The organism is Burkholderia sp. Bp9090, assembly GCF_003857985.1.
Taxonomy (GTDB): domain Bacteria; phylum Pseudomonadota; class Gammaproteobacteria; order Burkholderiales; family Burkholderiaceae; genus Burkholderia.
In genome coordinates this window covers 34,661-54,416 of the sequence record NZ_QTPV01000002.1, presented here as the reverse complement: position 1 = coordinate 54,416, position 19,756 = coordinate 34,661, and the positions used below count along the sequence as shown (strand labels likewise).

The following is a 19,756-nucleotide window of genomic DNA, read 5'->3' as shown; positions in this document are numbered from 1 at the left end:
TCGCAACATCCCCGTCTCATCGAATGATGTCGTTCCGTTTCATCTGGAAGGACGCGTGGCATGCACGAATTTGATTCGTAGTCCTGCATGACTGCAATGCACTGCCGCCGCCTTCCGGCCGGGATCGCGCCCGGCGTTGTCCCGATGGTGCAGTTTCCTCTTCGTCGCATGCAGTAATCGGCCCGGCCCGCAGGGGGCGTATCGCGGAACGGTCGTATCCACACAATCAAAAGAACGAGGTCGGCAATGCAATTTCATATCAGAGGATCGCGCAGCGCATGGCTACCCGCGCTCGTTGCGGCCGCGACGCTCGCCGCGTGCGGCGGTGACGACGGCGGCAGCGTGGCAGGCGTCTCCGCGCTCGCGCAAAATCAACAGGACGAGGCCGCTGCATCGGCGGCCGGCGCTCAATCGCTCGCAGCGCGCGTGTCGCCGTCCGGCGTCCCGTACGCGAACCCGGCGAGCAGCGGACGCTACAAACCGGTGATCAGCAACGGCCAGGTACAGCCGTCGCTGTCGGGCGGCACGATCGAGGAAAACGCGTGGATCGACACGCCGGTCGACTCCGACGGCGACGGTACGCGCGACCGCATTCACGTGCGCGTCGTGCGTCCGTCCGAGACCGCCAGCGGCGCGCGCACGCCGGTCATCGTGCTCGCGAGCCCGTACTACGCGGGGCTTGCCGACAGCCCGAACCACGACGTCGACGTCGAACTCGACGGCTCGCCGCATCCCGTTGCGACGGCCGCCGCCCCCGGCAGCACGTCCACGCGGATCATGGCCGCCGCGCCGCAAGTGCGGATGCTGCAGCAGCTCGAGGCGGCCGCGGCCGGCCGTTCGTGGATCGAGGGCTACTTCATTCCGCGCGGCTTCACGATCGTCTATGCGGATTCGCTCGGCACCGCCGGCTCCGACGGCTGCCCGACGATCCTTACGCGCGACGAATCCGTCGCGATGGCGTCGGTGATCCGCTGGCTCGGCCGCGATGCGACCGCGAAGGATGCGAGCGGCAAGGCAGTCGTCGCGAGCTGGTCGACGGGCCACGTCGGCATGTACGGCGTGTCGTACGACGGCACGCTGCCGAAGATGGTCGCGAGCCTGCGCACGCGCGGGCTCGATGCGATCGTGCCGATCGCCGGGTTGTCGAACATGTACGGCTACTATCGCTCGGGCGGCCTCGTGCGCGCGCCGGAGGGCTATCAGGGTGAGGACGTCGACGTCTACATCAAGGCGCTGCTGACGAATGCGCATCCGGAGCGCTGCACGCATCTGATCGACGAAGCGCTGCAGCAGGAAGACCGCAAGACGGGCGACTATGCGCCGTTCTGGGCCGCGCGCGACATCCCGACCGAGCACGCCGTCGCGCCGGCACTCGTCGCGCAAGGGTTGACCGACGACAACGTGCGCGTCGACCAGTCGACATCGTGGTATCTCGCGATGCGGCGTCAGGGCGTGCCGACGCAGCTGTGGCTGCATCGCCTGAAGCACACCGACCCGACCCGCGTGCCGGCGATGGCCGATGCGTGGACCGCCGAGGTGAACCGCTGGTTCACGCGCTACCTGATCGGCGTCGACAACGGCGTCGAACGCGATCCGCGCGCGGTGGTCGCGCAGGCCGACGGCACGCTGCTGAAGGAAACCGACTGGGCCGCGCGGCGCGCCACGCCGGTCGCGTATTTCGCGGGCGGCGACGGCACGGGCACCGGCACGCTGTCGCGGCTGCCGAGCGGCGGCCCGCTCGCGCGCTTCACCGACGATGCGTCGATTCCCGCGCTCACGCTGGCGAACGCGCCGACCGGCGAGCATCGCAGCCGCTTCGAGACGACTCCGTTCACGACCGCGACGCGCCTGTCCGGCTCCGCGACCGCCCGCGTGCGGCTGACCTTCACCGGCGTCGCGAACGTGACGGCGCTGCTGGTCGACCGCGCGCCGGACGGCACGGCGACGATCGTCTCGCGGGCATGGACCGATCCGCGCAACCGCGTGTCGGACTGGATCTCGGCGCCGGTGCTGCCGGGCATGCCGTATGACCTGAAGCTGACGTTCATGCCGCGCGACTACACGCTCGAAGCGGGTCACAAGCTCGGCCTCGTCGTGCTGTCGAGCGACAACGAGGCGACGCTGCGGCCGGCACCGGGCACGGGGCTCGCCCTCGACCCGGCAGGAACGTCGGTGACGGTGCCGCTGGTGTCGTCCTGACCCGGCGCGCGCAAAACGGGCGCGGTGGCCCAAAGGATGCGCGTGCGATCGTGAACGATCGCACGCGCCCGAATCCACACGAAACGCACCCTGGGCGCCACGCGGCGATGCTGCACCGTTGCGTGGCGCCGTTCTTCATCGGCAACGCGGCTCAGCCCGCCGCAACACGCCTGGGCACGACATCCGGCCACACGTTCGCGCGCTCGACGAGCTGATCGTCGCCGGCATGTTCGCGGGGGTGACGGCCGATCCCGCCGCGGCTCGGCACGAAGGGTACGGCAGCGATAGCCATCGATCGTCTCCATGAACGGCACACGTCCGGCAGCAGCCGGACGGCATGGAATGCGATGTCATTGCAGCTGGATCGACGTTCCGGCGCCGAATGGCCGGCCATGATGCGAATTTTTCCGATTTTCGCGTGCGGGTTGCGGATACATGCCCGCGCGCCGCACGGACCACACTCACAGCGGCGTCAGCACCGTCTCCCCGGCGAAATGCCGCGCCGCATTGTCGAGAAACTGCTGGACCGAGCGATCGAGCGCCTCCGGCGACCAGCCGCCCATGTGCGGCGTCAGCACGATATTGTCGAGCGCCGTCAGCGCGCGCGGCGGCTCCGGCTCGCCTTCGTAGACGTCGAGCCCCGCGCCCGCGATGCGCCGTTCGCGCAGCGCATCCGCCAAAGCGGCGGTATCGACAACACTGCCGCGCGACACGTTGACGAGAAACCCGCCGGGGCCGAGCGCATCGAGCACAGCGCGGTCGATGAGGTGACGCGTGCCCGCGCCGCCCGGCGTCGCGACGATCAGGAAATCGGCCCATTGCGCGAGCGCCTCGACGCGCTCGAAATAGCGATACGGAACATCCTTCCCGGAACGGTTGTGATAACCGATCTCGATGTCGAAGCCGGCCGCGCGCCGCGCGCACTTCTCGCCGATCTTGCCGAGCCCGACGATACCGAGCTTCTTGCCCGACACGTTCGGCGGCATCGGCAGCGCGTCGCGCCATACGCCCGCGCGGGTCTTCGCATCGAGTTGCACGACGTTGCGCACCGCCGCCAGCAGCAGCGCGAACGCATGATCGGCAACGCAATCGTCGTTGGTGCCCGCGCCCGTCACCACGGTGATGCCGCGCGCCTTCGCATGCGCGACGTCGATGTGCTCGTAGCCGGCGCCGAGCGCGCTGACGAACGTGAGCTGCGGCAGACGATCGATTTCGGCGGCTGTCAGGCCCGTGCTGCCGTTGGTCAACACCGCGCGAATCGTGCGGCCGTGTTCGGCGATCGCGCGCTCGCGTTCCTCGGCGGTCGGTGCATGGTGGACGTCGTACGACGCGGCGATCTGGCGGTGCGCGTCGTCGCGCAGCGCGATAAGGACCAGTAGCTCGGGTTTCATGTCAGCAAGTGTCCGCAGGCGGGAATGCGCTCCAGTGTAACAACGGCGTGCGACGCATGCGGGTTACCCCCACGCGTGCTGTGGACGTGCCGCCGCACGCGGTTTGCCAAAGCCGACTCAGTCAAGTAACTTTCGGCGTACGTCCCCGTTCTGGAGAAGGCCCCGATGAAGCTCGCCCTGCCCGCCCGCATCCTGGGCCTCGCGTTCGCCGCTGCAGTCGTCGCACCCGGCGCGCACGCCGACACGCCCGTCGTGGTGTCATCGAAAATCGACACCGAAGGCAACCTGCTCGGCAACGTCATCGCACAGGTGCTGAAGGCCCACGGGATCCCCGTCACCGAAAAGATCGCGCTCGGCACGACCCCGATCGTGCGCAAGGCGCTCACGAGCGGCGAGATCGACATCTACCCCGAATACACGGGCAACGCGGCGTTCTTCTTCAACAAGGCCGACGATCCCCTGTGGAAGAACGCGAGCCAGGGCTACGACACCGCGAAGAAGCTCGACTATGCGGCGAACCATCTCGTCTGGCTGACGCCGGCGCCCGCGAACAACACGTGGGGCGTCGCCGTGCTCGCGCCGGTCGCGCAAGCGCAGCACCTGAAGACCTTCTCCGACTTCGGCAAGTGGATCGCGGGCGGCGGCAAGCTGAAGCTCGCGGCATCGGCCGAGTTCGTGAACAGCGCATCCGCGCTGCCGTCGTTCGAAAAGGCATACGGCTTCAAGCTGAAACCCGATCAGCTCGTCGTGCTGTCGGGCGGCGACACGGCCGCGACGATCAAGGCCGCCGCGAACCAGACCGACGGCGTAAACGCGGCGATGGTGTACGGCACCGATGGCGGCATCTCGTCGAGCGGCCTCGTCGTGCTCGACGACGACAAGCACGTGCAGCCCGTCTATGCGCCGACGCCGGTGATCCGCGAAGCCGTGCTGAACGCGCATCCGCAAATCGCCGACTTCCTGAAACCCGTGTTCGCGAGCCTCGACCTGAAGACGCTGCAGACGCTGAACGCGCGCATCCAGATCAACGGCGAACCGGCGGCCGGCGTGGCCAAAAGCTACCTGAAGTCGAAAGGCTTCGTTAAGTGACGGGTCGCGCGGTGGCGTCCGCGCGACGCATCACGCTCGACAAGGTCGGTATCCTGATCGGTGTCCTGACGATCGTGGCGGTGTTCGGCATGCCGTTCATGGTGCTGCGGCCGAACCGCATCGCGGCCGGCACGGGGCTGTCGGTATTCGCCGCGCTGCCCGCCGTGCAGGGTGCCGCGCTCGCCGCGCTGTGGCTCGTCGGCGCGTTGTGGGCGATGACGGCGAGCCGTCCCGCATGGCGGCTCGCGGCCGGTTGCACGTGGCTCGCGACGCTGGCCTACGCGGTCGGTGCGGCCGCGACGCACGCCGTCGCCGCCGACGACGCGCTCGCACGCGTGTCGCCCGCGGCGGGCGTGTGGCTGCTGCTGTTCGCGTGGGCCGTGCTCGTCGCCGACGCGCTCGCGCGGCTCGCCTTCGGCCCGTGGCGACGCCTCGTCGCGCTCGCCGTCGCCATGGCAGCGATATCGCTGCCGCTCGCGAGCGGCTGGTGGGACGGCCTGTCCGTGATGCGCGAATACGCGGTGCGCAACGACGACTTCTGGCGCGAGGCGATCCGGCACGTCGCGCTCGCGGGCGGCTCGGTCGCGGCCGCGCTCGTCGCGGGCCTGCCGCTCGGCATCGCATGCGCGCGGGTCGCGGCGGTGCGCACCGTCGTGATGCCGGTGCTCAATATCGTGCAGACGATCCCGAGCATCGCGATGTACGGGTTGATGATGGCGCCGCTCGGCCTGCTCGCCGCGCACGTGCCGCTCGCGGCCGCGCTCGGCATCCGCGGGATCGGCGTCGCGCCGGCCGTGCTCGCGCTGTTTCTCTACTCGCTGCTGCCGATCGCGTCGAGCGTCGTGGTCGGGCTCGAGCAGGTGCCGCCGCACGTGACCGAAGCAGCACGCGCGATGGGCATGACGCGCGCGCAGCGGCTGCTGCGCGTCGATCTCGTGCTCGCGTTGCCGGTGATCCTGAGCGGCGTGCGCATCGTGCTGGTGCAGAACATCGGCCTGACCGCGGTCGCCGCGCTGATCGGCGGCGGCGGGTTCGGCATCTTCATCTTCCAGGGAATCGGGCAATCGGCCGCCGATCTCGTGCTGCTCGGCGCGATCCCGACGATCGCGCTCGCGCTGGCGGCCGCCGTCGTGTTCGAAGCCGCGACCACGCTCGCGAAGGGACGTACCGCATGATCGAGATCGAACGCATCGGCAAACGCTTCGGCGACGTCGTCGCCGTCGACGACGTATCGATGACGATGAAGCAAGGCACGATCACCGCGCTCGTCGGCGCATCGGGCAGCGGCAAGTCGACGCTGCTGCGGATGATCAACCGGCTGATCGCGCCGACCGGCGGCACGATCCGCATCGACGGCGTCGACACCGCGAGCGTGCCGCCCGAGCAGCTGCGGCGGCGCATCGGCTACGTGATCCAGGGACACGGCCTGTTCCCGCACTGGAGCGTCGCGCGCAATATCGCGACCGTGCCGCGGCTGCTCGGCTGGCCGGCCGAGCGCATCGACGCGCGCGTGCGCGAACTGCTCGACCTGTTTCATCTCGCGCCGTCCGAATTCGCGGACAAGCTGCCGCACGAACTGTCGGGCGGCCAGCAGCAGCGCGTCGGCGTCGCGCGCGCGCTCGCGGCCGAGCCCGCGATGCTGCTGATGGACGAGCCGTTCGGCGCCCTCGATCCGATCATCCGCAACAAGGCGCAGGACGATCTGTACGCACTGCAGCGCCGCCTCGGCATCACGGTCGTGATCGTCACGCACGATATCGAGGAAGCGCTGAAGCTCGGCGACACGATCGCGGTGATGGACGGCGGCCGGCTGCTGCAGGTCGCGTCGCCGGCCGAGATTCTCGGCAAGCCGGCAGCGGGTGTCGTCGAACAGCTCGTCGCCGGCGTCGACCGGCCGCTGCGCCTGCTCGCGCTGACGCCGATCGACGCGGTGGCCGAGCCCGGCCACGCCGACGGCGAACCGATCGCCGCGACACGCACGCTGCGCGACGCGGTGTCCGAACTGCTGTGGCGCGGCGCGGACGCATTGCCGGTCGAAGGCGGCAACGGGCACGCCGTGCGCCGCATCACGCTCGACGCGATCCGCGCGCACGCGAGGAAGCCCGCATGACGACGCGGCCCGCGCGTTCGCACTCGTCCCGGCCGCGGCGGCTGCCCGCGCATGTCGCACGCGCGGCCGCGCTCGCGCTGCTGCTCGTGCTGCTGTTGCGCCCCGCGTGGCTGCAGGGCGTGTTCGCGCCGTTCGCGGACAACGGCGCGCCGGTCATCTACGATCGCGCGAGCCTGCTCGATCTCACGCTCGCGCATCTCGGCACCGTCGCGCTGTCGAGCCTGCTCGGCACGCTGATCGCGGTCGCGGCCGGGATCGCGGTCACGCGGCCGGCCGGCGCGGATTTCCTGCCGGTCGCGCGCAGCGTGGTCGACATCGGCCAGACCTTTCCGCCCGTCGCGGTGCTCGCGCTCGCGGTACCGGCCGTCGGCTTCGGGTTGAAACCCGTGCTGATCGCGCTCGTGCTGTACGGGCTCCTGCCGGTTTTCGAGAGCACGATCGCGGGGCTCGAGGACGTGCCGCGCGACGTCGTCGACGCCGCGCGCGGAATGGGGATGAGCGGCTGGCAGCAACTGGTGTCGGTCGAGCTGCCGCTCGCGTTTCCGGTGATCGTCAACGGCATCCGGCTCGCGGTCGTGATCAATCTCGGCACCGCGACGATCGGCTCGACGGTTGCCGCGCGCGGGCTCGGCGACGTGATCATCGCGGGCCTGCAGACGTCGAACACAGCGTTCGTGCTGCAGGGCGGCGTGATCGTCGGGCTGCTCGCGGTGCTGGTCAGCGATGCGATTGGGGCGATCGCGCGGGTGGCGGGCGCGCGGCGGGCGTAGCACGCGGCAGGCGGCAGGCGGATTACGCACCCGCAGTCGCTGCGTCGCGGGCGAAAAAGGGGGCGCCAAAAAACCGGATGCGCTTCATCCGGACTCCGATGCGTGTTCGTGCAACGATCCCACCTGCGCGCCGCGCGCATCGATACAAACCTACATCGTGCTTTCATTCGAGCCTGCGCTCGAACGCGCACGACGATTGGCCGATATACTATGCGCCTCTCATTTCCCCGCACTCCACCATGCGACGACGGTTTCTCTGGCTGATCGTGCTTTCGCTCGGCATTGCGCAACAGGCCTCGGCGCAGCAGGTGCCAACGCTGCCTGCCTCCGCGCCCGAAGCGGCCGCATCCGCGCCGGCCGAGGCCTCCGCCCCGCTCGCGAACGATCAGCCGAACGAAGCAAACCGCCGCATCACCTCCTACCTGACGAAGAAATTCGGCGTCGCAAAAGAGCGCGCCGCGAAGCTCGCCGACATCGTGAGCGTCACTGCGACGAAATATTCGCTGCCTCCTGCACTCGTTTACGCGATTATCTCGATCGAATCGCGCTTTCAGGAAAAAGCGCGCGGCCAGCATGGCGCGACCGGGCTGATGCAGGTCGTGCCGGCAGCACACCGCGGCATGCTGCGCGACGTGAAGGACCTCACCGAGCCGAATGCGAACGTCGAAGCGGGCTCCAAAATCCTGTCGGGCTATGTGCGGGCGGCCGGCGGCAACGTGCAGGCCGGGCTGAGGAGTTATGGCGGCTCCAACGCGTATGCGGCGAAGGTGATGCAGCGGGTCGACACGTTCCGCTTCGTGCTCGAACCGGAAGACGGCGCGAAAGGCTCGAACGACACGAGCCCGCGCATGGTGCCGGTCAGCGATCCGTCGACCGCGGCGCCCGCCGCGAGCCGCAACGCAAAGTAAGCGCACCGCGCGCGTCAGAGCAGTTCGACGTTGACCTTGGGCACCATCGGCGCAATCCGCAGCACGCGCTCGGCCTGAGCTCGCACGTACTCCGAAATACGCTGTACCCATGCACGCTCGTCGCCTGCGTACACGCCGGATTCCGCCAGTTCGGGAGCCAGCTTCCCGGCCAGCGTCGCCATCCGCGTCATTTCACGCGCAACGAGCGCCGGCCGGATCCGCGCACGATGCGCGAAGTCTGCGAGCGCGAAAGCCGTGAACTCCTCGGTGCGAAACACATCGCCGTACGCCATCGCCATGTCCTGCACATAGGCGTCGCCGTAGACGTTCACGCACACCAGGTCGTAAAGCGGCGCCGGATCGAGCCCGCCGCTGCTGACGAAAAACGAAATGTTCTTGCCGTGCGCGTCGCTGTTGCCGATCAGCAGTTGCAACAACGCCCAGCGCAACATGGCCGAACGCGCGGCGGCGGGCGTCTCGAGAAACGGCGTCAGCGAAAACAGCTTTTCGAAGCTCACGCCTTCGCGGATATTGCGTACGTCCGCATTGTTGCCGAGATTGCGTTCGTATTTGAGTGTCGCCGGCAAGTCGAGGGCCTGGCATCCATCGATGACATGAAGTCGCCGCACCGCGCTCACGCGCTGCGGATCCGCCGGATCGGTCGTCACGACCCGGTCGAATCGTTCGATCAGCAGAATCGGTTCGGGGATGCGCCGAATCTCGACACGCGCGACCGGCAAGCCCATGCGGGCCGCCAGCGTCATGCAGAAATGCTCGTTGGCCACCATGAACGGCGCCTGCGGGCTGCGCGACTCGGGCTTCAGAATATGCGAACTGCTGAGCGACCCGTCGACAAGCGCATACCGTTCGCCCTCGACGAGCACCTGCAGCTTGTCCTGATGGCCGGCGATCGACAGGCGTACCTGATCGTCCCAGACTGGAAACGGAATCGCATCGCGCTTGCGGATACGATCGGTCAGTTCCTCCGCGGAGATCGGTCGGCGCACGGGTTCGAGGGTTTCAGGCGCCCGTGCGGGCGAACCGTCGTCCGGAACGAAGCTCAACGCACCGACGGGCTCCTTGCCGAGCATTCGAATCAGGCCGAAAACGTTGTCCTTCGACATCTGATACATCGAGGCGGCCACGTCGAGTGCGCGCCCCTCGGGCAGCAGGTTGCCCACGAAGCGCTGGATCGCACCCGACGGCGGGATCCCCCCGTCGAGCGGAATGCTCGGCGACAGCGCAAATGCATCGCCGCGTGCCAGCCACGCCGGATCGTAGGAAAAGCCGTAGTCGTCGCGGCGGGCATCGTAAGTCAACTGCCCGACCGGCGAGCCATCGGCCGAAATGCGCAGACGATGGATCATCACGGGCCCTCGGGCAAACCGGACGAGCCTTGCGGAGCGGCGCGCACCGTCGAGGTGTCACGCAATGCGTTGCGCGCCGCCGGGACGTCGCGTTTCGGCACGACGAGCAAATTGAGGCCGAAGCCGTCCAGTACCTTGAACAGCTTGTCGAGACTCACCGCGCGGCCGTTTTCGAGCCGTGACAGCACGTCCTTGGAGACGCCGAGCATGTCGGCCGCATCGTCGATCCGCATCTGGTTCTGCGCGCGCCGGTTGCGCACGAGCGCGCCCAGGGCGGCAAGGTCCGGTGCGAACGGGTCGGGTGCTGCGATGGGTTGCGGTAAGGTTCGAGCCATAATTCCGAAATTTCAGGAACAAAGCGCCGTCACGGTCAGCTGACGGCATAGTTACGTAAATATCGGAATTATAGTGGTTCAACGGCCGAACGGCCAATTGTTCCGGTATTTCAGGAATAAAATCGAGAGCGGCACGTGACCGTCGATTATTCGCATATTTCAGGAATTATAAATGGAAACGGCGACGCCTCCGCGCCGCCGTCTCGCACTGACCGGATCCCGCCGACCAGCCCTACCCGCTCAAAGCTGCCCCGCCGCCCCCGTCCACCGCAGGTAATCCCCGCGCGTCCAGTCGAGCGACACGCCCACGCGCTTCGTCCCCGGCCGGATCTTCGGCTTGTACATCGACAGCGTCAGCGACTCCAGCGCGGGCCATTCGCGGAACGACAGCACCGCGAGATCGGCGACGAGCGTCTCCAGCAGCCGCGTATGCGGCTTGTGCGACAGGAACGACGCGACGCGCGCGCAGTAGCCGTCGTAGTCGATCCACTCGCCCTGCTCGCTCGGCTCGCAGCGATACCCGAGCCGCGCATCGATCACGATCGGCTGCGGCGCCTCGTGCTCGTGCGCGTGGATGCCGATCCGCGCGGGCACCTTCAGTTCGTCGACGAACACGCTCCAGCCACGCCCGCGCAGGCGCGGCGCGTCGATCGCCACGAACGGTTCGTCGAACGGCTTCATGATGCGAGCGGCGCCGCGGCGTCGAGCATGATGCGCACGAAATAGTCGGCGAAGCTGCGGCGCAGGACGATCTCGAACGTATCGTCGCCGGTCGGGATCAGCGTGATCGGCGACTTGAAGTAGTGCGACTGCGCGCACTGGCCCGGCTTCAGCACGCGCGGATGCAGGTCGAGCGGGCAGCCGCGCGCGATCACGTCGCGCACGCGTTCGCCGCTGACCTCGACGACCGTGTAGCCGCTGCCGACGTCGACGGCCGCCGCATACGAACCCTGCACGGCCTCCGCGAGTTGCGCCTCGAGCACGCCCGCCTGCACGGGCCCGTTCGAGCGCACGAGCCACTCGTCGGGACCGAGCCACAGCACGTCGTACTCGGCGCCGCGCGCCACCGTGTTCGGCACCGCCGGCGGCCGGCAGCCGACCACGCGCTCGAACGCGCTGACGAATGCCGGATCGCTCAGCTCGCCGCGCACGTTCACGAGATCGAGGAACGGCCGCTCGCGCAGCGTGAACTTCTTCGATGCGCGTGCCTGGTGCAGCTTCAGCACATCGGCCGCGCCGACGAACGGCGATTCAAGCGTCACGCCCGCGCCCGCCACCGGCGTCTGGTTTCTCGTTTCATTCCACATGCTGGCGCACCCCTTCGGTATCGTAGAAAACCGGGCTCGAGATCTTCGCGGTGATGCGCTTGCCGTTGGCCAGCGGAATCACGACGCTCTCGCCCATCTTGTTCAGGCCGCCCTTCACCACCGCCAGCGCAATCGAGCGCTTCAGGATCGGGCTGTAATAACTCGACGTCACGTGGCCGATCATCGGCGTCGGATCGACCGCCGACACCTGCGTGTCCTTCGCGATGATCTGCGCGCCTTCCGGCAGCACGAACTGTTCGTCCTCGGTCAGCAGGCCGACGAACTGCTTGCGGCCTTCCTTCGACGTATCGGAGCGCGACAGCGAACGCTTGCCGAGGAAGTCCTTCGACTTCGCGACGAGCCCGCCCATCCCGAGGTCGTACGGCGTGATCGAGCCGTCGGTGTCCTGGCCGACGATGATGTAGCCCTTCTCCGCGCGCAGCACGTGCATCGTTTCCGTGCCGTACGGCGTGATGTCGAACTCGGCACCGGCTGCCATCAGCGCTTCCCACACCGCGCGGCCCGCGTTGGCCGGCACGTTCACTTCATAGGCGAGTTCGCCCGAGAAGCTGATCCGCATCACGCGCGCCTTCGCGCCCGCGACGGTACCGTTCCGGTAGCTCATGAACGGGAACGCGTCGTTGCCGAAGTCGATGTCCTGGCATACCTTCTGCACGACCTTGCGGCTCTTCGGGCCGACCACCGCGAACGTCGCCCAGTGATCGGTGACGGACGCGAGCCGCACCTTCATGTCGGGCCATTCGGTCTGCAGCCAGCGCTCGAGCCACGTGAGCACGCGCGCCGCGCCGCCGGTGGTCGTCGTCATCATGAAATGCTGGTCGGCGAGGCGCACCGTCACGCCGTCGTCGAACACCATCCCGTTTTCGTCGAGCATCAGCCCGTAGCGGCACTTGCCGATCTCGAGCTTGTTCCACGGGTTCGTGTACATCCAGTTCAGCAGCTTCACCGCGTCCGGACCCTGGATGTCGATCTTGCCGAGCGTCGACGCGTCGAGGATGCCGACGCCGTTGCGCACCGCGAGGCATTCGCGCTTCACGGCCGCATGCAGGTCCTCGCCCTTCTTCGGGAAGTACCACGGCCGCTTCCAGTTGCCGACGTCCTCGAACATCGCGCCGTGCTCGACGTGCCATTCGTGCACGGCCGTCTTGCGGATCGGGTCGAGGAAGTCGCCCGTCTCGCGGCCCGCGAACGTACCGAACGACACGGGCGTGTAGTTCGGGCGGAACGTCGTCGTGCCCGTTTCCGGAATCGTCTTGCCGAGCGCCTGCGCGAGGATCGCCATCCCGTTGATGTTGCCGAGCTTGCCCTGGTCGGTGCCGAAGCCCATCGCGGTGTAGCGCTTCACGTGCTCGACCGACTCGAAGCCTTCACGCGCGGCCAGCAGGATGTCGGCGGCCGCCACGTCGTTCTGGAAGTCGACGAACTGCTTCGGCCCGCGTGCGGCGGCCTCGCGGCTGCCGACGAGCCACAACGGCTGCAGCGCACCTTCGACGGTTTCCGCGACCTGCGGCGCGACGGGGCGCTGCGCGGCCGTGAAGCCGGCGGCCTTCGCCGCTTCGGCGCCCGCGTCGACCGCGAGCCGCAGCGCACGGGCGAGACCGAACTCGCCCGCGGCCGCACCGACGCTCGCTTCGGCCTGCACGGGCTTGCCCGGCAGGAAGCACGCCTTCTCGTCGCTCCAGCACGCCTTGCCGCCCGACTGCGCGAACAGGTGCAGCACCGGGCTGAAGCCGCCCGACATCGCGACGAGGTCGCACGGCAGCGACTGCAGCTTGCCGCCGGTCTGGCCGTTCGAGTAGGACGCGACGTCGACCGACGATACGCGCCACTTGCCCGAAGCGGCCGTCACGACCGCACCGCTCATCACCGTCACGCCCTGCCGCTTCGCGGCCGCGGGCAGCGCGCCGTTCGACGACGCACGCGAATCGACGACGGTCACCTTCGCGCCGCATGCCTTCAGGTCGAGCGCGGTCTGGTACGCACGGTCGTTGTTCGTGAACACGACCACGTTGCGGCCCGGCAGCACGCCGTAGCGATGCACGTAGGTGGACACCGCGCCGGCGAGCATCACGCCCGGCAGGTCGTTGTTGCCGAACACGATCGGACGCTCGTGCGCGCCGGTCGCGAGGATCACGCGCTTCGCGCGGACCTTCCACAGCAGCTCGCGCGTGCCCTTGCGCATCGACACCGGCTGGTGATCGGTCAGGCGCTGCGTGACCGTCACGAGGTTGTGGTCCTGGTAGCCGAACGCCGTGCTGCGCGACAGGATCGTCACGTCGGGCAGCTTGCGCAGCTCGGCCTCGATCTTCTCGACCCATTGCAGCGCGGGCTTCGCGTCGATTTCCGCGCGGCACGACAGCAGGCTGCCGCCGAGTTCGCGCTGGTCGTCGACGAGGATCACGCGTGCGCCGGCGATCGCTGCCGCATGCGCGGCGGCGAGGCCCGACGGGCCACCGCCGACCACGAGCACGTCGCAGTGCGCGTAGCATTTGTCGTAGCGATCGGCGTCGAGCACTTCGGGCGCCTTGCCGAGGCCGGCGGCCTCGCGGATCTTCTCTTCGTACTTCGGCCACATGTTGCGCGGCCACATGAAGGTCTTGTAGTAGAAGCCGGCCGGCATGAAGCGCGAGAACTTCTGGTTGATCGCGTACTTGTCGTTCTCGAGCGACGGCTCGGCGTTCACGCTCGTCGCGACGAGGCCCTGGTACAGCTCGATCTCGGTCGCGCGCGCGTTCGGCACCGTGTACGGGCCGGTTTCGAGCTGCACGACGGCATTCGGTTCCGCGACGTCCGCCGTCACGATCCCGCGCGGACGGTGGTACTTGAAGCTGCGCGCGACGAAGTGCACGCCGTTCGCGAGCAGCGCGGACGCGAGCGTGTCGCCCTGGAAGCCCTGGTACGTGCGGCCGTTGAACGTGAACGTCAACGGAATCGCGCGATTGATGCGGCCACCGGTGCCGAGGCGGTCTTTCTGGCTCATTTGCTCGTGCCCTCTTCGTGTGCGTTGCCGGCAGCTGCGCCACCGAACTTTTCGTAGCCCTTGATATCGTAGGTGACCGTGTCGCGCGTCACCTTGAACCAGCGGCGGCAGCCCTGCGTGTGCAGCCATTGCTCCTTGTGCAGGCCGCGCTTGTTCTCGCGCATGAACACGTATTCGCCCCATTCGCGGTCGGTCATGGTCTCGTTCGCCACCGGGCGCACGATGTCGGCTTCACCGCCGCACGTGAACTCGGATTCGGCGCGCGGCCCGCACCACGGACATTCGATCAGCAACATGTTTCTTTCTCCAATGGTCGTCGGGTTTAGTGCGCAACGGCGGCAGCGCCGTGTTCGTCGATCAGGTGGCCCGTGTAGAAGCGGTCGAGCGCGAACGGGGCGTTCAGCGGGTGCGGTTCGTCGCGGGCGATCGTGTGCGCGAACACCCAGCCCGAGCCCGGCGTCGCCTTGAAGCCGCCGGTACCCCAGCCGCAGTTGAAATAGAGGCCCTTCACGTCGGTCTTGGTGATGATCGGGCAGGCGTCCGGCGACACGTCGACGATGCCGCCCCACTGGCGGTTCATCCGCACGCGCGAGAACACCGGGAACATCTCGATGATCGCCTGCAGCGTGCTTTCGATGATGTGGAAGCTGCCGCGCTGGCCGAAGCCCGTGTACTGGTCGATACCCGCGCCGATCACGAGGTCGCCCTTGTCGGACTGGCTGATGTACGCGTGCACCGCGTTCGACATGATCACCGAGTTCACCACCGGCTTGATCGGCTCGGACACGAGCGCCTGCAGCGGGTGGCTTTCGATCGGCAGGCGCACGCCGGCCATGTCGGCGAGCGTCGTCGTGTTGCCGGCTGCGACCACCGCGACCTTCTTCGCCTTGATGAAGCCCTTCACCGTGTCGACGCCGACCACCGCGCCGCCTTCGCGGCGAATGCCCGTCACCTGGCAGTTCTGGATGATGTCGACGCCGGCGCGGTCGGCGCCGCGCGCGAAGCCCCAGGCCACCGCGTCGTGACGCGCGACGCCCGCACGGCGCTGGATCGAGGCGCCGAGCACCGGGTAGCGGCTGTTCAGGTTGATCGTCGGCTCGATTTCCTTGATCTGCGCGGGCGTCAGGAATTCGGCGTCGACGCCGTTCAGGCGGTTCGCGTTCACGCGACGCTCGGTGTCACGCACGTCCTGCAGCGTGTGCGCGAGGTTCATCACGCCGCGCTGGCTGAACATCACGTTGTAGTTGAGGTCCTGCGACAGCCCTTCCCACAGCTTCATCGCCTTCTCGTACAGCGCGGCCGATTCGTCCCACAGGTAGTTCGAGCGCACGATCGTCGTGTTGCGCGCGGTGTTGCCGCCGCCGATCCAGCCCTTCTCGAGGATCGCGACGTTCGTGATGCCATGCTCCTTCGCGAGGTAGTACGCGGTCGCGAGGCCGTGGCCGCCGCCGCCGACGATCACGACGTCGTATTCCTTCTTCGGTTCCGGGCTCTTCCACTGCTTTTCCCAGTTCTCGTGATACGAGAGGCCGTTGCGGAACAGGCTGAATATCGAGTAGCGGCTCATGTTAGTGATCCTTCGTTAGCATTCGATGACGTTCACGGCAAGACCGCCGCGCGACGTTTCCTTGTATTTCGTCTTCATGTCGGCCCCCGTCTCGCGCATCGTCTTGATCACCGAATCAAGCGAGACGTAGTGCTGGCCGTTACCCTTGAGCGCCATGCGCGACGCGTTCAGCGCCTTGATCGCGCCCATCGCGTTGCGTTCGATGCACGGAATCTGCACGAGCCCGCCGACCGGATCGCAAGTCATGCCGAGGTTGTGCTCCATGCCGATCTCGGCCGCGTTCTCGACCTGGTCAGGCGTGCCGCCCATCACCGCGGCCAGCGCGGCGGCGGCCATCGAGCACGCGACGCCCACTTCGCCCTGGCAGCCGACTTCCGCGCCGGAGATCGACGCCGTTTCCTTGTAGATGATCCCGATCGCCGCGGCCGTCAGCAGGAATTCGACGATGCCGGCTTCGTTCGAGCCCGGCACGAACTTCACGTAGTAGTGCAGCACCGCGGGAATCACGCCGGCCGCGCCGTTGGTCGGCGCGGTGACGACCCGGCCGCCCGCCGCGTTCTCCTCGTTGACGGCCATCGCGTACAGGTTGACCCAGTCGAGCATCGACAGCGGATCGCGCAGCGACTCCTCCGAACGCGCGCGCAGGCGGCCGTTCAGTTCGGCCGCGCGGCGCTTCACGCGCATCGGGCCCGGCAGTTCGCCCTCGACCTTGCAGCCGCGCTCGACGCACGCGGCCATCGTGCGCCAGATCGCGAGCAGCCCGGCGCGCACTTCGTCCTCGGGGCGCAGCGCGCATTCGTTGCGCAGCATCAGTTCGGCGATCGACAGCCCGTGTTCGCGGCACTGGCGCATCAGGTCGTCGCCGGTGCGGAACGGATACGGCACCTCGACCGCCGCGCGCACGCCGTTCACGCGATCGCCGTCGCGATTCACGACGAAGCCGCCGCCGACCGAGTAATACTCTTTCTCGACGAGCAACTGGCCGTGCTCGTCGAACGCCTGGAAGCGCATCCCGTTCGGATGCACGATGCTCGTGCCGCTCATCAGCTTGCGGTAGAAGCCGATGTTCTCCTTCTCGTCGAAGCGGATCGTCTGCTTGCCGAGCAGCGCCAGCGACTTCTCCGCGCGGATCGCCGCGAGCCGCGGCTCGATCAGGTCCGGATCGATCGTGTCCGGCAGGTGGCCCTCGAGGCCGAGCAGCACCGCCTTGTCGGTGCCGTGGCCCTTGCCCGTTGCACCGAGCGAGCCGTATAGTTCGACCCGCACGCGGCGCACGAAGCCGAGCAGGTTCGCGTCCTCGATGTGCGACGCGAAGCGGCACGCGGCGATCATCGGGCCGACCGTATGCGAACTGGACGGGCCGATGCCGATCTTGAACAGGTCGAACGCGCTGACGTTCATCTGGCTTCCTCTGGGTGGGCGTACGTGAAATGTCGTTGGCATCAGTACATCAAAGCGTAAAATTGGCCGATAGAACAAAAACGGCATCGGCGTGGGATACCGCCGCCAAGCCCCGCGCAGGACGGCCGGAAAGTGCGTTTTGACGATGATCGGCGACGCAAAACCACAAGTCGGCCGGCGCGCCCGCAAGCAGAGTGCAACAAGTGAGACCCGCCTTCCCGGCGTGACGAGATTGACCGCGATGACACCCGACGTACCCGCTTTCCCCCTCGCCGAACCTGCGCCGCGGCGCATCCGCTTCGGCATCGTGCTGCTGCCGAACTTCACGCTCACGGCCTTCTCGGGTTTCGTCGACATGCTGCGGCTGTCGGCCGACGACGGCGACTACAGCAAGCCGGTGCGCTGCGCGTGGAGCGTGATCGGCGAGACGCTGGCGCCGGTGCGCGCGAGCTGCGGGATCCAGATCACGCCGTGGGAAACCTTCGAGAGCGCCGAGCCGTTCGACTACGTGGTCGTGGTCGGCGGGCTGCTGCATTCGGGGCCGCAAGCCGGCCCCGAAACGCTCGAGTTCGTGCGCCGCGCGGCGGCGGACGGCGCGACGGTCGTCGGCATCTGCACGGGCGTGTTCACGCTGATGCGCGCGAACGTGCTCGACGGCTACCGCACCTGCGTGAGCTGGTTCCACTACTGGGATTTCATCGAGCGCTTCCCGAACGCCGATCCGGACCTCCTGATCGCCGATCGCCTGTTCGTGATCGACCGGCGCCGGATCACCTGCTCGGGCGGCCGTGCGTCGATCGACGTCGCCGCCGCGATCCTGCTGCGCCATTTCGACCATGCGACCGTGCAGAAGGCGCTGCGCATCCTGCTGGTCGGCGAGATGCAGAAAGGCAATGCGCCGCAGCCGCACCCGCCGGGCCTCGAGCCGGCCACGCATCCGAAGGTCAAGCGCGCGATTCTCCTGATGGAACAGCATGTCGGGCGCGCGCTGCCGCTCGAGGAACTCGCGTGCAAGCTGGACATGTCGACCCGCCAGCTCGAGCGGCTGTTCAAGGCCGAGACGGGCAAGAGCCCGCAGGCGTTCGCGAAGCAGGTGCGGCTGCGCACGGCCGCTTGGCTGCTGACCAGTTCCGACCGCACCGTCGCCGATATCGCGTCGAGCTGCGGGTTCGCCGACGCGTCGCACCTCGGCCGCGAGTTCCGCAAGCAGTTCGGCGTGCCGCCGGCGACCTATCGCGAGCGCGGCGGGGAAGTCGCGGAAGGCGGTATGTCGGCGGCGACCGATCCCGATCCCGTGGAAGACGTCGCCGACTGATTGACGATCACGCGCGCCGTCGGCGCGCGGCTTCGTTCTTCGTTCTTCGCTCTTCACCCTTCGCCTCGGCCCCGCCGTTCGCCCTTCACCTCCGACCTCCCTTCGCCCGCCAACCGCACATCGAACCCGGCACGATCGCCACATTTCCCCTCCATTTGGAACCGGTTCCAACCCAATTGACCGACGTTGCAACTCATTGATCGAGGGTTATTCCGGATGCTGACGCACCTTCAAATTTGTATGATGACCACATCACCTTACAAACCAGAGCGCCATGTTCGAGAAAATTCCCGCCCGTGCGATGAGCGACCACGTCGCGCAGCAGCTGCTGAAGCAGATCGAAGCCGGCAGTTTCTCGGCCACCGGCAAGCTGCCGACGGAAGCCGTGCTCGCGCAGGAATTCGGCGTGAGCCGCACCGTGATCCGCGAGGCGATCTCGCGCCTGAAGAACGAAGGCGTGGTCGAGCCGCGCCAGGGCAGCGGCGTGTACGTGAACCAGCACGGCGCGATCCGGCCGCTGCGGATCGACTACGCGGAAGCCGTCGAGGCGAGCTCGCTGCCGCACCTGCTTGCGGTACGCCGCGCGATCGAGGCTGAAGTCGCGGCCGAAGCCGCGCTGCATCACACCGCCGACGACATGGCCGACATCGACGACGCGCTGCGCAAGATCGACGACGCGGTGGCCGAAGGGCGCGACGGCGTCGCGGAAGACGTCGCGTTTCACCGCACGATCGCGGCCGTTACCGGCAACCCGTATTTCCTGAGGACGCTGCAGTTCCTGAACCAGTACCTCGAGGCCGGCGTGAAGGTCACGCGGCGCAACGAAGCGACGCGCGAGGATTTCTCGCGGCAGGTGCGCGACGAACACGCGGCGATCGCGGACGCGATCCGCGCACGCGACCCGATGGCGGCGCGCAACGCGGCACGCACGCACATGTACAACGCCGCGCGCCGCCTCGCCGAAGCCGGCATCTGCTGATGAACGAATGCGGCGGC

Annotated in this window: 18 protein-coding genes; 8 read left to right on the top strand and 10 right to left on the bottom strand. The window is 67.8% G+C overall.

Annotated features, from left to right (window positions below; translation table 11 throughout):
- The first annotated feature begins 246 nt into the window (after positions 1-246).
- The gene (locus DIE16_RS01900) at positions 247-2,199 is read left to right on the top strand and encodes a Xaa-Pro dipeptidyl-peptidase (protein ID WP_124891659.1); all 1,953 of its coding nucleotides are present in this window, start codon (positions 247-249) and stop codon (positions 2,197-2,199) included.
- Between the two features lie 151 nt (positions 2,200-2,350).
- On the opposite strand, the gene DIE16_RS36480 is transcribed toward DIE16_RS01900, so the two are convergent.
- Positions 2,351-2,491 carry a hypothetical protein gene (locus DIE16_RS36480; protein ID WP_185735440.1) on the bottom strand — a complete coding sequence of 47 codons (141 nt, stop codon included), beginning with the start codon at positions 2,489-2,491 and terminating at the stop codon, positions 2,351-2,353.
- Positions 2,492-2,660: 169 nt separating this feature from the next.
- Entirely contained in the window at positions 2,661-3,590 is a 930-nt protein-coding gene (locus DIE16_RS01895) for a 2-hydroxyacid dehydrogenase (protein WP_124666870.1), read from the bottom strand.
- A gap of 165 nt (positions 3,591-3,755) precedes the next feature.
- Here DIE16_RS01895 and DIE16_RS01890 point away from each other — a divergent pair, with 165 nt between their 5' ends.
- The 5 genes from DIE16_RS01890 (at position 3,756) to DIE16_RS01870 (ending at position 8,467) form a co-directional block, all read left to right on the top strand.
- Complete coding sequence (locus DIE16_RS01890; protein ID WP_044844405.1) at positions 3,756-4,679, top strand: ABC transporter substrate-binding protein; 924 nt, start codon at positions 3,756-3,758, stop codon at positions 4,677-4,679.
- Entirely contained in the window at positions 4,676-5,854 is a 1,179-nt protein-coding gene (locus DIE16_RS01885) for an ABC transporter permease (RefSeq protein WP_124891658.1), read from the top strand. The genes DIE16_RS01890 and DIE16_RS01885 overlap by 4 nt, the downstream gene beginning before the upstream one ends.
- Positions 5,851-6,789 carry an ABC transporter ATP-binding protein gene (locus tag DIE16_RS01880; protein WP_124521431.1) on the top strand — a complete coding sequence of 313 codons (939 nt, stop codon included), beginning with the start codon at positions 5,851-5,853 and terminating at the stop codon, positions 6,787-6,789. Before DIE16_RS01885 ends, DIE16_RS01880 begins: the two co-directional genes overlap by 4 nt.
- Positions 6,786-7,559: an ABC transporter permease gene (locus tag DIE16_RS01875; protein ID WP_124891657.1), complete on the top strand. Its 774-nt coding sequence runs from the start codon at positions 6,786-6,788 to the stop codon at positions 7,557-7,559. Before DIE16_RS01880 ends, DIE16_RS01875 begins: the two co-directional genes overlap by 4 nt.
- 239 nt (positions 7,560-7,798) lie before the next feature.
- Positions 7,799-8,467, top strand: coding sequence for a lytic transglycosylase domain-containing protein (locus DIE16_RS01870; protein ID WP_124666934.1), 669 nt, complete (start codon positions 7,799-7,801; stop codon positions 8,465-8,467).
- A gap of 14 nt (positions 8,468-8,481) precedes the next feature.
- Here the strand turns inward: DIE16_RS01870 and DIE16_RS01865 are convergent, their stop codons facing one another.
- The 8 genes from DIE16_RS01865 to DIE16_RS01830 all read right to left on the bottom strand — a co-directional run bounded on the left by DIE16_RS01865 (position 8,482) and on the right by DIE16_RS01830 (position 17,445).
- The gene (locus DIE16_RS01865) at positions 8,482-9,834 is read right to left on the bottom strand and encodes a HipA domain-containing protein (protein ID WP_124891790.1); all 1,353 of its coding nucleotides are present in this window, start codon (positions 9,832-9,834) and stop codon (positions 8,482-8,484) included.
- Positions 9,834-10,169 (bottom strand): helix-turn-helix domain-containing protein, encoded by a 336-nt coding sequence (locus tag DIE16_RS01860; protein WP_124891656.1) that lies wholly within the window; start codon positions 10,167-10,169, stop codon positions 9,834-9,836. Before DIE16_RS01860 ends, DIE16_RS01865 begins: the two co-directional genes overlap by 1 nt.
- A gap of 240 nt (positions 10,170-10,409) precedes the next feature.
- Positions 10,410-10,850, bottom strand: coding sequence for a dihydroneopterin aldolase (locus DIE16_RS01855; RefSeq protein WP_006749884.1), 441 nt, complete (start codon positions 10,848-10,850; stop codon positions 10,410-10,412).
- A complete protein-coding gene (locus tag DIE16_RS01850; RefSeq protein WP_044844412.1) occupies positions 10,847-11,476 on the bottom strand; it encodes a sarcosine oxidase subunit gamma in 630 nt (209 codons plus the stop codon). Before DIE16_RS01850 ends, DIE16_RS01855 begins: the two co-directional genes overlap by 4 nt.
- On the bottom strand, positions 11,466-14,477 hold the full coding sequence (locus DIE16_RS01845) for a sarcosine oxidase subunit alpha family protein (protein ID WP_044844413.1): 3,012 nt from the start codon (positions 14,475-14,477) through the stop codon (positions 11,466-11,468). Before DIE16_RS01845 ends, DIE16_RS01850 begins: the two co-directional genes overlap by 11 nt.
- Positions 14,474-14,773, bottom strand: coding sequence for a sarcosine oxidase subunit delta (locus DIE16_RS01840; protein WP_124485108.1), 300 nt, complete (start codon positions 14,771-14,773; stop codon positions 14,474-14,476). The genes DIE16_RS01845 and DIE16_RS01840 overlap by 4 nt, the downstream gene beginning before the upstream one ends.
- Positions 14,774-14,799: 26 nt before the next feature.
- The gene (locus tag DIE16_RS01835; protein WP_034180813.1) at positions 14,800-16,044 is read right to left on the bottom strand and encodes a sarcosine oxidase subunit beta family protein; all 1,245 of its coding nucleotides are present in this window, start codon (positions 16,042-16,044) and stop codon (positions 14,800-14,802) included.
- Positions 16,045-16,059: 15 nt separating this feature from the next.
- The gene (locus tag DIE16_RS01830; protein ID WP_044844415.1) at positions 16,060-17,445 is read right to left on the bottom strand and encodes an L-serine ammonia-lyase; all 1,386 of its coding nucleotides are present in this window, start codon (positions 17,443-17,445) and stop codon (positions 16,060-16,062) included.
- A gap of 241 nt (positions 17,446-17,686) precedes the next feature.
- Between DIE16_RS01830 and DIE16_RS01825 the strand changes: the two genes are divergently transcribed.
- Positions 17,687-18,760, top strand: coding sequence for a GlxA family transcriptional regulator (locus tag DIE16_RS01825; protein WP_124521420.1), 1,074 nt, complete (start codon positions 17,687-17,689; stop codon positions 18,758-18,760).
- Positions 18,761-19,034: 274 nt separating this feature from the next.
- Complete coding sequence (locus tag DIE16_RS01820) at positions 19,035-19,739, top strand: FadR/GntR family transcriptional regulator (protein ID WP_124891655.1); 705 nt, start codon at positions 19,035-19,037, stop codon at positions 19,737-19,739.
- Positions 19,740-19,756: the final 17 nt, after the last annotated feature.

Excerpts from the sequence above, each read along its gene's own strand:
- DIE16_RS01900 (WP_124891659.1), top strand. The coding sequence starts at position 247 with ATGCAATTTCATATCAGAGGATCGCGCAGCGCATGGCTACCCGCGCTC.
- DIE16_RS36480 (WP_185735440.1), bottom strand. The coding sequence starts at position 2,491 with ATGGCTATCGCTGCCGTACCCTTCGTGCCGAGCCGCGGCGGGATCGGC.
- DIE16_RS01895 (WP_124666870.1), bottom strand. The coding sequence starts at position 3,590 with ATGAAACCCGAGCTACTGGTCCTTATCGCGCTGCGCGACGACGCGCAC.
- DIE16_RS01890 (WP_044844405.1), top strand. The coding sequence starts at position 3,756 with ATGAAGCTCGCCCTGCCCGCCCGCATCCTGGGCCTCGCGTTCGCCGCT.
- DIE16_RS01880 (WP_124521431.1), top strand. The coding sequence starts at position 5,851 with ATGATCGAGATCGAACGCATCGGCAAACGCTTCGGCGACGTCGTCGCC.
- DIE16_RS01875 (WP_124891657.1), top strand. The coding sequence starts at position 6,786 with ATGACGACGCGGCCCGCGCGTTCGCACTCGTCCCGGCCGCGGCGGCTG.
- DIE16_RS01870 (WP_124666934.1), top strand. The coding sequence starts at position 7,799 with ATGCGACGACGGTTTCTCTGGCTGATCGTGCTTTCGCTCGGCATTGCG.
- DIE16_RS01865 (WP_124891790.1), bottom strand. The coding sequence starts at position 9,834 with ATGATCCATCGTCTGCGCATTTCGGCCGATGGCTCGCCGGTCGGGCAG.
- DIE16_RS01860 (WP_124891656.1), bottom strand. The coding sequence starts at position 10,169 with ATGGCTCGAACCTTACCGCAACCCATCGCAGCACCCGACCCGTTCGCA.
- DIE16_RS01855 (WP_006749884.1), bottom strand. The coding sequence starts at position 10,850 with ATGAAGCCGTTCGACGAACCGTTCGTGGCGATCGACGCGCCGCGCCTG.
- DIE16_RS01850 (WP_044844412.1), bottom strand. The coding sequence starts at position 11,476 with ATGTGGAATGAAACGAGAAACCAGACGCCGGTGGCGGGCGCGGGCGTG.
- DIE16_RS01845 (WP_044844413.1), bottom strand. The coding sequence starts at position 14,477 with ATGAGCCAGAAAGACCGCCTCGGCACCGGTGGCCGCATCAATCGCGCG.
- DIE16_RS01840 (WP_124485108.1), bottom strand. The coding sequence starts at position 14,773 with ATGTTGCTGATCGAATGTCCGTGGTGCGGGCCGCGCGCCGAATCCGAG.
- DIE16_RS01835 (WP_034180813.1), bottom strand. The coding sequence starts at position 16,044 with ATGAGCCGCTACTCGATATTCAGCCTGTTCCGCAACGGCCTCTCGTAT.
- DIE16_RS01830 (WP_044844415.1), bottom strand. The coding sequence starts at position 17,445 with ATGAACGTCAGCGCGTTCGACCTGTTCAAGATCGGCATCGGCCCGTCC.
- DIE16_RS01825 (WP_124521420.1), top strand. The coding sequence starts at position 17,687 with ATGACACCCGACGTACCCGCTTTCCCCCTCGCCGAACCTGCGCCGCGG.
- DIE16_RS01820 (WP_124891655.1), top strand. The coding sequence starts at position 19,035 with ATGTTCGAGAAAATTCCCGCCCGTGCGATGAGCGACCACGTCGCGCAG.